We start from the raw sequence: 13,323 nt of genomic DNA on the forward strand, positions 1-13,323 counted from the left end.
ATAGCTGGCATAACTCACTATCCGGCCGATAAAACTCTGTGACCTCTTGCCCAAAAAATATCTTCATTACATAGTGTGCATTCGTTTTCTGCCAGGAGGCTGCATGTTAAAGGTCATTGCTGAGGATTTCATCAAACCTGAGTATATTGAAACTGTTCTCCCATTGTATCGTGAGCTAATAGCGGCAACGAAGAAAGAACCGCACTGCATTGCTTACGACCTCTATATTGATGAAAAAGATCCGGGGCATTTTATTTTTATCGAAGAATGGCCAAACCACGCGGCTCTCGATGAACATTGTGCCAGCGAGCATTTCCAGCGACTTGTACCATTAATCGATCAATACACGCGCCAGGAAGCACGTTACATACTGATGGATGATGTGGTAAATCCGGCAGTCTCGTGATAATGAAGAAAGTAGTTGGAATACTGTTAATTATGTTTTTGGCAGAATGCTCAACACCAGGAAAGACAGTCTTTTACTTCCCCGGTCGCTGAGGGCTTAAAGCCTCTTCAAAAGAGGCTTTAAGCTTTGCAACAATGCATCCCACGGATTACAAAACGGAATCATCACTTTTCCAGATATTAAGCGCATTTTTACGAGGCCATTTTCATCGCGGCACCAATAACTGCCATACACATACTGCTCGCAAGTAAAACAATAAACCAATATATATAATTATTAAACCTTGTAAATAACCAGATAAACCTAAGTAATGACAATGCAGCAATAGAAATAGAAGACACAAACATTGTAAATATATAAATACCTGAAATTATCCATCCTGCTTCTTCGTAAATACTCTTCATTGTAAAAATAAGGATAGATAAGTAAAATGCTGATAAAGCAAGCCCGCTCAGAAAATCATAATAATCGATGTATGTGATGTTTTTATCTTTCTGCGGAAGAGCTATAAACTTTTCAAGTTTCTCATTGTCTACTCGTGACAAAAACCGATTAATTAGCGGAGTAAACATCACTAAAATCATCACCAAATGAATGAATAGTAAAGAAAGTTTAATTCTGTCATCAACCGATTCATTCTGTGGCCAGATAGATATTATTTCATAATCCATTTTTGCAAGGAGAAAAAAGCAAATGGCCGATGGTACATATTCAGAAGATATAGCTTTCCATATTTTTTTAAAAATCACTTATATTACCCCATTAGTTATATCGGTGAATCACTATTAGTTAACCGTGCTACTAATCTGCAAATAGTTGGCGATCATATTTATTTAAAACGGATAATATATACCTATTCAGAAACGGATTGCTACCTACTAATTTTATCACTACATACCTGAATCACGTAAATTACACATATCAAAAAAAAACCGAAACCCGCTCCTGAAAAGAGCAGCGTTCCGGTTTTTATTCAGTCCGAAGGGTTTCAGACTTTAAGCAGTTTCACCGTCGCGTCGATGTCGATTTCATCTTCCGAGAAGATCAGCGTCGTGCCCTGGAAGGTAGTGATGGCCAGCTTTTTCAGCGTGCGCATTTCACCAGGCTTCACGTCTGATTTCGGTCGGATGCTGTTCATCAGCACGCCGACAGACAGCACAGCATTTTCTTTGTCGATACGGGTCTCTACAGGGACTTCTTCGCTGTAGACCAGGAATGACTTGATCGAGGTGAGCTTCAGACGCTCGCCTGCGATATAGATGTACTTGCTGTCTGGTATGACTTTTACCGCGTAGGCAGACAAGCCTTTGTTGTTGGTGGTGGGCTCAAAAGTCACCGCCGCGTCTTTCTTGATCAGCTCAGGATTAGCAACCTTAATCACATGAAAATAGCGGTTGTCGCCGTTTTCATCTTTGATAAATCCAAAGCCTTTATCTTTAAACCACGTTGTGATTGTTCCGTTCATTGCTGTTTCCGCCTGATTAAACCTATTACTCGTAGAGTATACCTACTCAATTTGCGCGCAGTGTAAAACACAGGCCATGTCTTTGGCTACTCGTTACCCCAACGATTGAGGAACTCCGCAATATCATCGATACGCTGAGCGTCGACACCTGCCACGGTAGCCATCTCCTGCTGCGCTTCTTCGCTGATCTCTTCGTTGTTCATCAAACGGGTGATCAACTGCTGGAAGTAGTGCGCCAGCGCGTCACGTTCTGTGTCGCTCACCGGCTTTGCGGCCTCGGTCGCGTACTCGTCGGCAATATCATAATATTTTAGCGGAATGTCGTTGTTCATCAGTTGCTCCGGGGTAAATGCATGTGCCAGCAGTTGCCTACCGCGTCTGGTGTGAATGATAGCATTCTTATTTCATGGTTCGCGATCTGTTTTATTGGTCACTATGCATTACATATATCAATAATGTTTTCTGGCACCACTTCGCATTTAATCAACCTTTCCGTATTTAAATAACAGCATTCTTATTCAGCTCGATAAAAACAACTGCGTATTAAATAACGAGCCACCAAGGAAATATTAAATTACTTTAATTCTAATTACATTATCGACATCTGTAATCAGCAGTTGGCCCAATCCCATCGCTAGTCGCCCATTTGCCCGCATTCATCTTCTGGACAACACTCTACGATGACACCACTGACCCAACACGTGGAGCAAACACCATGAACATCACACAAATCCGTAACGCTACGCAGCACATCACTTTTGGTGGCAAAACCTTTCTGATCGACCCTATGCTGGCGGCAAAAGGTACTTATCCGGGCTTTGCCGGTACGGCACGCGCCGAGATCCGCAACCCGACCGTTGATCTGCCTGTCGATATCGACACCCTGCTCAACGTTAATGCGCTGATCGTGACCCATCTGCATGAAGACCACTGGGATGAAGCCGCGGCTCGTGTCGTGCCGAAAGACAAACCGATTTATGTGCAAAACGATCGCGATGCGCAGGTACTGCGGGAACAAGGTTTCACGCAACTGACTGTACTGACGCAAAACACTGCGCTTGGTGATATCACCCTGCGTAAAACCGGCGGCCAGCACGGTTCGGATCGCGCTTACGCCGTCCCGCAAATGGCTGAACGTCTGGGTGATGCCTGCGGAGTTATCTTCCAGCATCCGGCGGAAAAAACGCTGTATCTGGTCGGGGACACCATCTGGCGCGACGAGGTGGAAACCAACATGCGGACTTTCCAGCCAGGCGTGGTCATTCTGAACGCAGGCTTTGCTCACGTTATCGGGTTTGGCCCAATTATCATGGGCGCGGAAGATGTGCTAAAAACCCACTTCACGCTGCCCGAAGCACAAATTGTGGCGACCCACATGGAGGCGATTAACCACTGTCTGCTGACCCGCGCGGCCTTGAAAGAGTACGCCTGCGACAACCAGATTGCGCAATTTGTTAACGTGCCGGAAGATGGCGAAACCCTGACGTTTTAAACTCCACAGAGGACTCGTATGCAACCGCTTAACGTCGCCATTGTTGCCGTGGAAGATTTCAGCCCGTTTCACTTCTCGGTGCCGTGCATTATTTTCAGTGACAAAGTGGCGGCGAAAAAGCGTTTTGAGGTGCAACTGTGCGCCGAACAGCCGGGCATCGTTTCCTCGCAGGATGGCTTCTCCATTCACGCAGCCTACGGCTATGAAGCGGTGGAGGCCGCCGATATTGTGGTGATCCCCTGGTGGGGCACCACAGCACATCGGCCACCACAAAGCCTGCTTGATGCGCTCAATCGTGCGCGACAAAACGGCGCGCAGATTGTTGGATTATGCTTGGGTGCGTTTGTCCTCGGCTACGCCGGTCTGCTGGATGGCAAACGGGCGGCTACGCACTGGGAGTTCGAGCAGGATTTTCAGGCCCGCTTTCCGGCAGCTCATCTGGATATCAACGCGCTGTATGTGGATGACGACGGTATTATTACCTCGGCAGGCACCGCCGCCGCACTGGATTGCTGCCTGTACGTCATCCGCCAGCGTTTTGGCAGCACGGTGGCGAATCAGATTGCCCGACGGATGATTGTGCCGCCACATCGCGAGGGCGGCCAGGCACAGTTTATCGAGCAACCGGTGGCGAAAAATACCAAAGATCAGCGCATCAACGTCCTGCTCGACTATTTGCGCCAGCATCTCCATGAACCGCATAATCTCGACGAGCTGGCGCAACGGGTGATGATGAGTCGTCGCACCCTCACCCGTCATTTTATGAAGGCTACAGGGTCAAGCGTGGCCGAATGGTTGATTGCCGAGCGCCTACGCCGTAGCCAGACGTTGCTGGAGTCCAGCCAGTTACCCGTTGAACGCATCGCCGAACAGGTTGGTTTTCAGTCGCCCGTCACCTGGCGCCAGCATTTTAAATCCCACTTTGGCGTTAGCCCGGCTGAATGGCGTAAAACCTTTCGCGGCGATTAGCCTCTTTTTTGCGCCAGCCAGATGGTGTGCCCGGTGCATTGCGGATCTTCCATCACCATCTCGACCACCGCAAAACCGTGTGCTGACAGCAGTGCGCGGTATTCATCCGGCGCGAGGCTGGCGTGAAACAGCGGCTCACCTTCAAATTGCCCCATCGCGATGCCGTTGTCCGTACCGCTGGTAAACATCAGCGCACTACCGGGATGGCTGAGGCGGTCAAAAATCGGGAACATCTTTTGCTGGTCCTGCTGAGTTAAATGGAAAAAGCTGTCCCAGGCGATCAGTCCATCAAAAGTCTCATTGAGTGCCAACTCGCGCATATCCTGTTCCAGCCAGCGCTGTGCGGGAAAAGTGTTTCGGGCCCGCGTCAGCATCGCCGGGGAACCATCAACGCCGGTAAGCTGAAAACCTTGCTGGATAAAATAACCGGCGATCGGCTGACCGTTGCCGCAGCCAATATCCACAATGCTGCCCTGCCCGCCCATCACGGAAATAAATTTGTCGAGCCAACTTTTCTCGAACAAGGTGCGCGAGCGCTGGCTGGCAAAAGCATCCGCATGGCGTCGGTAGATGGACAGAATATTTTTTGCCGCAGAATCGCTCACAATGTCCTCACTTTTTTCTTCTGTTAGGTATAACGCCGATAAATCCTTCAGCACGCTATCCTCAAACCCTGGAATGCGCCTCGCAGAACCCATGCGCAAATACCCCAAAACCGTCCCGCTGTGGCATCATAGCGCACAGATAACGTCATTACAGGGGTGATAAACGTGAAACCGGTAACGCTATACGATGTGGCAGACCATGCAGGTGTCTCTTACCAGACCGTCTCTCGCGTCGTGAACCAGGCCAGCCACGTTTCCGCAAAAACCCGACAGAAAGTTGAGGCCGCGATGGCGGAACTCAATTACATCCCTAACCGCGTTGCACAGCAGCTGGCTGGCAAACAGACGCCACTGATTGGCGTTGTGACGGCAAACCTAGCTCTGCATGCCCCCTCACAAATTGTTGCTGCCATAAAATCCCGCGCCGACCATTCCGGTGCCAGCGTGGTGATCGCCATGGTCGAGCGCAGCGGCGTTGAGTCCTGTAAAGCCGCGGTCCACAATCTGCTTTCTCAACGCGTAACCGGGCTTATCATCAACTATCCGCTGGATGAAGAAGATGCCATTGCCGTGGCCGCTGCCTGCGGTACGGTGCCGGTGCTGTTTCTCGATGTCTCTGACCTGACGCCAATTAACAGCGTGATTTTCTCTCATGACGACGGCGCGCGCCTTGGCGTTGAACATCTGGTGCAGCACGGACATCAACGGATCGCCCTGCTGAGTGGGCCGCACACTTCCGTTTCGGCAAGGCTTCGGCATGCGGGCTGGCACAAATATCTGGCACATTACCAGCTACAACCCGTTGTGGAGCTGGAAGGCGACTGGAGCGCGATGTCTGGTTTTCAGCAAACGATGCACATGCTGAATAACGGTAACCTCCCTACCGCCATGCTGGTCGCTAACGATCAAATGGCGCTGGGCGCGATGCGGGCAATCAGCGAGTTCGGTCTGCGGGTCGCCGTGGATATATCGGTAATTGGCTACGATGACACCGAAGACAGCGCCTGTTACATCCCACCGTTGACCACCATCAGGCAGGATTTTCCGTTACTGGGTGAAACCAGCGTCGACAGGCTGCTGCAACTCCCACGTGGCGAATCAACCGTGGGCAACCAACTGCTACCCGTCACCCTGGTCAAGCGCAAAACGGTTCTGCCTCCCGATACGCAAACCACCACTCCCCAGGCGCTGGCTGATTCCCTGATCCAGCTGGCACGGCAAGTTTCTCAGCTCACACCCAAATTGTGAACGCATAACAATTGTGTGAGTCAGTTCACTTATTGAACGCTCCATCCTTTACAGAAAGGAGCGCTTGTTCGTATTTTGATTGAAATTGTGAGCGAGTAACAAATTCAAACAGGATACCGTTATGAACCTGAACACAGATTCACTCTCCGCTGTTCTGGCCCGCCGTGACTGGGAAAATCCCGGCGTCACGCAGCTCAACCGCCTGGAGGCGCACCCGCCTTTTTGTAGCTGGCGCTCAGCGGATGATGCACGTACCAATCAGCATTCGAGTCAGTTACGCTCGCTGAATGGCAAGTGGCAATTTGCCTGGTTTGCCGCACCGGAGGCAGTACCGGAAAGCTGGCTGACAAGCGATCTGCCACAGGCAGACATCATCAACGTCCCTTCTAACTGGCAGATGGACGGTTACGATGCGCCAATTTATACCAACGTCACCTACCCAATCCCGGTGCATCCTCCGTACGTTCCGGCACAGAACCCCACAGGATGTTACTCGCTCACATTTAATATCGAAGACGCGTGGTTAGAGGAAGGTCAGACGCGCATTATTTTTGACGGGGTCAATTCCGCGTTTCATCTGTGGTGCAACGGTCGCTGGGTCGGTTACGGTCAGGACAGCCGTCTGCCGTCTGAGTTTGATCTTAGCGATTATCTGCTGCGCGGCGAAAACCGTCTGGCTGTGATGGTGCTGCGCTGGAGCGACGGCAGCTATCTGGAAGACCAGGACATGTGGCGCATGAGCGGTATTTTTCGCGATGTCTCCCTGCTGCATAAGCCCACTACGCAAATCCGTGACCTGCGCATTAATACCCGTTTTAATGACGACTTCAGCCGCGCCACGCTGGAAGCGGAAGTCAGAGTGGGTGGCAACGAGAGCGAAGATTTACGCGTCACCCTGCAATTGTGGGAAGGTGAAACGCTCAGCCACGAAACGACCTCACCGCTCGGCAGCGAGATCATTGATGAACGCGGCGCTTATCATGACCGGGTGACTCTGCGTCTGAACGTCGAAAAACCGGCGCTGTGGAGTGCCGAAACACCCAATCTGTACCGCGCCGTTGTGCAGTTACACACCGCGGGCGGAGTGCTGATTGAAGCGGAAGCCTGTGACGTTGGTTTTCGTCAGGTTTGTATCGAAAACGGCCTGTTGCTGTTAAACGGCAAGCCGCTGTTGATTCGCGGTACCAACCGCCATGAGCACCATCCGGTCAACGGCCAGGTGATGGATGAGGCGACGATGGTGCAGGACATCATCCTGATGAAGCAGAATAACTTCAACGCCGTGCGCTGCTCCCATTACCCGAACCATCCGCTGTGGTACACCCTGTGCGATCGCTACGGTCTGTATGTGGTCGACGAAGCCAACATTGAAACCCACGGCATGGTGCCGATGAATCGCCTCACCGACGACCCCGCATGGTTGCCTGCCATGAGCCAGCGCGTCACGCGCATGGTGCAGCGCGATCGCAACCATCCGAGCATTATTATCTGGTCACTGGGCAATGAATCCGGCCATGGTGTCAATCACGACGCGCTCTACCGCTGGATAAAATCAGAAGACCCGTCACGCCCGGTACAATATGAAGGCGGCGGCGCAAATACCGCAGCGACCGACATTATTTGCCCGATGTACGCCCGCGTCGATCAGGATCAGCCCTTCCCCGCAGTCCCCAAATGGTCGATTAAAAAGTGGCTGTCGATGCCCGGCGAACAGCGTCCGCTGATCCTTTGTGAATACGCCCACGCTATGGGCAACAGCTTTGGCGGCTTCGCCAAATACTGGCAAGCGTTCCGTCAGTATCCGCGCCTGCAGGGCGGATTTGTCTGGGACTGGGTGGATCAGTCGCTGACCAAATATGATGAGCACGGCAAAGCATGGTCAGCCTACGGTGGCGATTTTGGCGACACGCCTAACGATCGTCAGTTTTGCATGAACGGGCTGGTGTTCGCCGATCGCACTCCGCATCCGGCGTTATATGAGGCCAAACATGAACAGCAGTTTTTCCAGTTCACGTTACTTCCTGGCGCTGAACGCCAGATTGAAGTGACCAGCGAATATCTGTTCCGCCGCAGCGATAACGAAGTTCTGCACTGGTCGATTGCCCTGGACGGCAATCCGCTGGCCGCCGGGGAAATCGTTCTGGATATCGCCCCACAGGGCCGCCAGGTGATTACCCTACCAAACGTTCCGATGCCAGACACCGCAGGCCAGCTGTGGTTGACGGTACGCGTAGTGCAGCCTCAGGCGACCGCGTGGTCAGAAGCCGGGCATATCAGCGCCTGGCAACAGTGGAAGCTGGAAGAGAAGCTCAGCCTGGTACGTCAATCACGCGTCAGCAGCGCACTACAGCTGGATGTTAGTGAGAGCAATTTTACCGTGGTGGCCAACAACACACGCTGGCAATTCGATCGTCAGTCCGGTCTGCTAACACAATACTGGATTAGCGATGAAGCCCAGTTGGTAAGCCCGCTTACTGACCAGTTCACCCGCGCGCCGCTGGACAACGACATCGGCGTGAGCGAGTCAACCCGCATCGACCCTAACGCCTGGGTTGAACGCTGGAAGGCCGCCGGTCACTATCAGGCTGAAGCAACGTTACTGTACTGTGCTGCCGATACGCTGAGCAGTGCGGTACTGATCACCACCGAACATGCGTGGCAGTATCAGGGTGAAACGCTGTTCGTCAGCCGAAAAAGCTACCGCATCGACGGCAAGGGTGAAATGCAAATAACGGTGGATGTCGATGTTGCCAGCGGTACGCCGCATCCGGCCCGTATCGGCCTGAGCTGCCAGCTGGCGCAGGTTGCGGAGCGAGTGAACTGGTTAGGTCTCGGCCCGCATGAGAACTACCCGGACCGTCTGGGCGCCGCCTGTTTCGATCGCTGGGATCTGTCGCTTGATGAGATGTACACCCCGTATGTTTTCCCGAGCGAAAACGGTCTGCGCTGCGGCACGCGCGAACTGCACTACGGCGCGCACCAGTGGCGCGGAGACTTCCTGTTCAACATCAGCCGCTTTAGCCAGCAGCAACTGATGGAAACCAGCCACCGCCATCTGCTGCAACCTGAGGCGGGCACCTGGCTCAATATTGATGGCTTCCATATGGGCGTCGGCGGCGATGATTCGTGGAGTCCTTCCGTGTCACCGGAATTTCAGCTGAGCGCCGGGCGTTATCACTACCAGGTTATCTGGGGTTAAACATAATAATAATGGGCAGGTTATGACCTGCCCTTATTTTTCCTGAGGAAGTCTGTTATGTATTATTTAAAAAACACTAACTTTTGGATGTTCGGCTTTTTCTTCTTCTTTTACTTTTTCATTATGGGTGCCTATTTCCCCTTCTTCCCTATCTGGTTACACGATGTAAACCATATCAGTAAAGGCGACACCGGCATCATCTTCGCCTGTATCTCACTGTTTTCTTTGTTATTCCAGCCAATTTTCGGACTACTGTCCGATAAGCTCGGTCTGCGTAAACATCTGCTGTGGGTAATTACCGGCATGCTGGTAATGTTTGCCCCGTTTTTTATTTACGTATTTGGCCCATTATTGCAGGTTAATATTTTACTGGGTTCAATTGTCGGCGGGATTTACCTTGGCTTTATTTACAATGCCGGTGCCCCAGCGATTGAAGCCTATATTGAAAAAGCCAGCCGCAGAAGCAACTTTGAATTTGGTCGCGCGCGCATGTTTGGCTGCGTGGGCTGGGCGCTGTGCGCCTCGATTGCCGGCATTATGTTTACCATCAATAACCAATTCGTCTTCTGGTTAGGTTCTGGCTGTGCGGTCATTCTGGCATTGCTGCTGTTATTTTCAAAAACAGATGCCCCCTCTTCTGCAAAAGTCGCGGATGCGGTAGGCGCCAATAACTCGGCATTTAGCCTGAAGCTGGCGCTGGAGTTATTTAAACAGCCGAAACTCTGGTTCCTCTCCTTGTATGTGGTCGGCGTTTCCTGTACTTACGATGTGTTTGACCAGCAGTTCGCCAACTTCTTTACCTCATTCTTTGCCACCGGCGAACAGGGCACCCGCGTGTTTGGCTACGTCACGACGATGGGAGAATTACTCAACGCCTCGATCATGTTCTTTGCGCCGCTGATTGTGAACCGCATCGGCGGAAAGAACGCCCTGCTGCTGGCCGGTACGATCATGTCGGTGCGGATCATTGGTTCATCATTCGCCACCACTGCGCTGGAGGTCGTGATCCTCAAAACGCTGCATATGTTCGAGATACCGTTCCTGATTGTCGGTTGCTTCAAATACATCACCAGTCAGTTTGAAGTGCGTTTCTCGGCCACAATTTACCTGGTGTGTTTCTGCTTCTTCAAACAGTTAGCCATGATTTTCATGTCAGTTCTGGCCGGAAAAATGTATGAGAGCATTGGTTTCCAGGGAGCTTATCTGGTGCTGGGGATTATTGCGCTGAGCTTCACGCTGATTTCCGTATTTACCCTTAGCGGGCCAGGGCCGTTTTCCCGCGTTTTCACCCCGGCAAGTAAACAAGTCTGAAGACAAATAACAAGAAGGAATATCTTCGATGAGCATGTCTATGAGAGACAGAATGAAAGCAGGCAAGCTGTTTACTGATATGTGCGAGGGGCTGCCAGAAGAGAGACTGCGCGGAAAGGAGTTAATGTATGAGTTTAACCACACGCGTCCATCTGAGATTAAAAAGAGGGAAAAACTGATTCGCGAAATATTTGCCTCCGTAGGAGAAAATGCGTGGATTGAGCCCCCCATTTATTTCTCTTACGGCAACAATATTCACATTGGCAAAAACTTCTACGCCAATTTTAACTTTACCATTGTGGATGATTACACGGTCACCATCGGCGATAACGTTTTAATTGCACCAAACGTCACGATCACGGTAACAGGTCACCCTGTGCACCATGAATTAAGGAAATCCGGAGAGATGTTTTCCTTTCCAGTCACCATCGGCAATAACGTATGGATTGGCAGTAACGTAGTGATCAATCCCGGCATAACGATTGGCGATAATTCCGTTATCGGCGCGGGGAGTATAGTCACAAAAGACATTCCGGCAGATGTCGTGGCCGTGGGGGTTCCCTGTCGAGTTCTCAGAACCATTAATGAACGAGATAAAGAGTACTATTACCAAAATTATAAAGTGGATCCGTTACTTTAAGTCGTCATGCCGGATGCACCACTCACGTGGTTTATCCGGCCTACAATACTAAAAGGCCCGGTAAGCATTGCGCCGCCGGGCATCACACGATGTTACTCTTCAATCGCCTGACGGATTTGCTGCAACGACGCGGGATCGTCAATGGTCGTTAGATCGCCAGGATCGCGGCCTTCACAGATCGCCTGGATCGTCCGTCTGAGCATTTTGCCAGAGCGCGTTTTCGGCAACTGCGACACAAACCAGACGTGCGCCGGACGGCCAAAATTACCAATCTGACTGTCCACCAGCGCCATAATCGCCTTCTCTTCCGAATGTGCGATGTCGCGATCTTCAAGGCTGTCGCTCTGTTTCGGAATGACAAACGCGACCGCGACCTGCCCCTTCAGCGCGTCCTTCACGCCGACCACAGCCACTTCGGCAACGTTCGGATAGCTGGAAATACTCTCCTCTATCTCACGCGTCCCCAACCGATGCCCGGCCACGTTGATGACATCATCCGTACGGCCAAGGATGAAGTAATAGCCGTCCGCATCGCGAATACCCCAGTCAAAGGTGGCGTACACCTGGCGAGAAAACAGCGACCAGTAGGTATTCACAAACCGCGCGTCATCACCCCAGATAGTCTGGATACAGCCCGGCGGCAGCGGCCCTTCAATCACCAGCATGCCCTTTTCATTCGCTTCACAGGGCTCACCGGTCACCTCATTGAGCAACTGCACGTTATATCCGTACATCGGCACGCCTGGGCTACCCAGCCGCGACGGGCGGTCGTCCAGCCCGCGAGCGATCGCCATAATCGGCCAACCGGATTCAGTCTGCCAGTAGTTGTCGATAACCGGGACACCCAGCGTTTCCGTTACCCAACTGGCGGTCGGTTCATCCAGCGGCTCACCCGCCAGATACAGCACCTCCAGCGAGGAGAGATCGTGATTGCGGATTTGCGCGGTCGGGAATTTCTTCAGCACGCGGATGGCGGTTGGGGCAGAGAACATCCGGCTGACCTGATACTTCTCAACAATTTTCCACCATACGCCACAGTCTGGATACGTTGGCAACCCTTCGTAAACCACCGTCGCCATCCCCGCCAGCAGTGGGGCATACACGATATACGAATGCCCAACCACCCAGCCGATATCCGATGCGCAGAAGAACACGCCGCCCGCTTTACCGCCGAAAATTGTGTCCATCGAGGTCGCCAGCGCGACCGCGTAGCCGCCAACGTCGCGCTGCACGCCTTTCGGTTTACCGGTTGTCCCGGAGGTGTAGAGAATGCAGGACGTTTCGTTCGACTCCAGCCAGGCAACCGGCACCCGCGCGCCGAGATGCTGTTGGCGCAGCGCGACAAAGTCGAGGTCTCGCCCCTCTACCCGCGCCATTTTCGCCAGACCGCGATCGACCAATACCACATGACGCGGCTGGTGCTGCGCCTGGTTGATCGCATCATCGAGCAGCTTTTTATACGGCAGGACTTTGCCGCCGCGCGCCCCGGCATCCGCCGACACGATAACCACCGGTCGGGCGTCGTCGATACGCGCCGCTACGCTGTGCGAGGCGAAACCACCGAACACCACCGAATGGATCGCCCCTATACGTGCGCAGGCCAGCAGCGTAATGTGCGCCTCGGCGATCATCGGCATATAAACCAGTACCCGATCGCCACGCTGTACGCCCAGCGACAACAACATCGCCGCCGCGACGTTCACTTCGTCATACAGCTGACGAAAGGTAAACGTGCGTTCTTCTTCGGTTTCTGATGACACAGCAATCAGCGCCAGCGCGTCAGGCTGTTTCTCCAGCCAGCGGTCAATGGCGTTGTGGCACAGATTGGTCGTACCACCGCAAAACCAGCGGGCAAACGGCGGATTACTGTGGTCCAGTACCTGCGTATACGGCTGCTGCCAGTCAATACGCTGGGCCTGCTCGGCCCAGAACGACTCCGGCTGTGTAATAGAACGTTGATAAAACTCGCTATAAGACATAATGCTCTC

The 13,323-nt window shown here is 52.4% G+C and carries 12 protein-coding genes; 7 read left to right on the forward strand and 5 right to left on the reverse strand.

From position 1 onward, the window contains the following. Window positions 1–103: 103 nt before the first annotated feature. The gene (locus tag OGY06_RS09360) at window positions 104–406 is read left to right on the forward strand and encodes a putative quinol monooxygenase (protein WP_008783873.1); all 303 of its coding nucleotides are present in this window, start codon (window positions 104–106) and stop codon (window positions 404–406) included. A 191-nt stretch (window positions 407–597) separates the two neighbouring features. Here OGY06_RS09360 and OGY06_RS09365 read toward each other — a convergent pair whose 3' ends face one another. The 3 genes from OGY06_RS09365 to OGY06_RS09375 all read right to left on the reverse strand — a co-directional run bounded on the left by OGY06_RS09365 (window position 598) and on the right by OGY06_RS09375 (window position 2,203). Beyond that, window positions 598–1,155, reverse strand: coding sequence for a hypothetical protein (locus OGY06_RS09365; protein ID WP_286605144.1), 558 nt, complete (start codon window positions 1,153–1,155; stop codon window positions 598–600). A 239-nt stretch (window positions 1,156–1,394) separates the two neighbouring features. Further along, complete coding sequence (locus OGY06_RS09370; protein WP_003830914.1) at window positions 1,395–1,871, reverse strand: cold-shock protein; 477 nt, start codon at window positions 1,869–1,871, stop codon at window positions 1,395–1,397. Window positions 1,872–1,957: 86 nt separating this feature from the next. Further along, window positions 1,958–2,203 carry a YmjA family protein gene (locus OGY06_RS09375; protein WP_003021350.1) on the reverse strand — a complete coding sequence of 82 codons (246 nt, stop codon included), beginning with the start codon at window positions 2,201–2,203 and terminating at the stop codon, window positions 1,958–1,960. A gap of 383 nt (window positions 2,204–2,586) precedes the next feature. On the opposite strand from OGY06_RS09375, the gene OGY06_RS09380 reads away from it, so the two are divergent. Both OGY06_RS09380 and OGY06_RS09385 read left to right on the forward strand, forming a co-directional pair. Beyond that, window positions 2,587–3,363 (forward strand): MBL fold metallo-hydrolase, encoded by a 777-nt coding sequence (locus tag OGY06_RS09380; protein WP_286605146.1) that lies wholly within the window; start codon window positions 2,587–2,589, stop codon window positions 3,361–3,363. Between the two features lie 18 nt (window positions 3,364–3,381). Next, complete coding sequence (locus OGY06_RS09385) at window positions 3,382–4,332, forward strand: GlxA family transcriptional regulator (protein WP_286605149.1); 951 nt, start codon at window positions 3,382–3,384, stop codon at window positions 4,330–4,332. Here OGY06_RS09385 and OGY06_RS09390 read toward each other — a convergent pair. Further along, window positions 4,329–4,937, reverse strand: a complete 609-nt coding sequence (locus OGY06_RS09390) for a class I SAM-dependent DNA methyltransferase (RefSeq protein ID WP_231912267.1) — start codon at window positions 4,935–4,937, stop codon at window positions 4,329–4,331. The two genes, OGY06_RS09385 and OGY06_RS09390, sit on opposite strands and share 4 nt — an antisense overlap. 165 nt (window positions 4,938–5,102) lie before the next feature. Here OGY06_RS09390 and OGY06_RS09395 point away from each other — a divergent pair, with 165 nt between their 5' ends. From OGY06_RS09395 to lacA, 4 genes are all read left to right on the forward strand, one after another. Beyond that, window positions 5,103–6,185: a LacI family DNA-binding transcriptional regulator gene (locus OGY06_RS09395; protein ID WP_286605151.1), complete on the forward strand. Its 1,083-nt coding sequence runs from the start codon at window positions 5,103–5,105 to the stop codon at window positions 6,183–6,185. Window positions 6,186–6,306: 121 nt separating this feature from the next. Beyond that, window positions 6,307–9,384, forward strand: coding sequence for a beta-galactosidase (locus tag OGY06_RS09400; RefSeq protein WP_286605153.1), 3,078 nt, complete (start codon window positions 6,307–6,309; stop codon window positions 9,382–9,384). A 57-nt stretch (window positions 9,385–9,441) separates the two neighbouring features. Further along, entirely contained in the window at window positions 9,442–10,695 is a 1,254-nt protein-coding gene (locus OGY06_RS09405) for an MFS transporter (protein ID WP_111466016.1), read from the forward strand. 28 nt (window positions 10,696–10,723) lie between these two features. Continuing rightward, a complete protein-coding gene (gene lacA / locus OGY06_RS09410) occupies window positions 10,724–11,335 on the forward strand; it encodes a galactoside O-acetyltransferase (protein WP_149334966.1) in 612 nt (203 codons plus the stop codon). A 92-nt stretch (window positions 11,336–11,427) separates the two neighbouring features. Here lacA and prpE read toward each other — a convergent pair whose 3' ends face one another. Then, window positions 11,428–13,314, reverse strand: coding sequence for a propionate--CoA ligase (gene prpE, locus OGY06_RS09415; RefSeq protein WP_286605155.1), 1,887 nt, complete (start codon window positions 13,312–13,314; stop codon window positions 11,428–11,430). Window positions 13,315–13,323 lie beyond the last annotated feature (9 nt).

Source organism: Citrobacter sp. Cpo147 (assembly GCF_030332405.1).
Taxonomy (GTDB): Bacteria; Pseudomonadota; Gammaproteobacteria; order Enterobacterales; family Enterobacteriaceae; genus Citrobacter; species Citrobacter portucalensis.

Bases quoted from the DNA above. Each gene is read 5' to 3' on its own strand.
- OGY06_RS09380 (WP_286605146.1), top strand. From the start codon at position 2,587: ATGAACATCACACAAATCCGTAACGCTACGCAGCACATCACTTTTGGT.
- OGY06_RS09370 (WP_003830914.1), bottom strand. From the start codon at position 1,871: ATGAACGGAACAATCACAACGTGGTTTAAAGATAAAGGCTTTGGATTT.
- OGY06_RS09405 (WP_111466016.1), top strand. From the start codon at position 9,442: ATGTATTATTTAAAAAACACTAACTTTTGGATGTTCGGCTTTTTCTTC.
- OGY06_RS09360 (WP_008783873.1), top strand. From the start codon at position 104: ATGTTAAAGGTCATTGCTGAGGATTTCATCAAACCTGAGTATATTGAA.
- OGY06_RS09400 (WP_286605153.1), top strand. From the start codon at position 6,307: ATGAACCTGAACACAGATTCACTCTCCGCTGTTCTGGCCCGCCGTGAC.
- lacA (WP_149334966.1), top strand. From the start codon at position 10,724: ATGAGCATGTCTATGAGAGACAGAATGAAAGCAGGCAAGCTGTTTACT.
- OGY06_RS09375 (WP_003021350.1), bottom strand. From the start codon at position 2,203: ATGAACAACGACATTCCGCTAAAATATTATGATATTGCCGACGAGTAC.
- OGY06_RS09385 (WP_286605149.1), top strand. From the start codon at position 3,382: ATGCAACCGCTTAACGTCGCCATTGTTGCCGTGGAAGATTTCAGCCCG.
- prpE (WP_286605155.1), bottom strand. From the start codon at position 13,314: ATGTCTTATAGCGAGTTTTATCAACGTTCTATTACACAGCCGGAGTCG.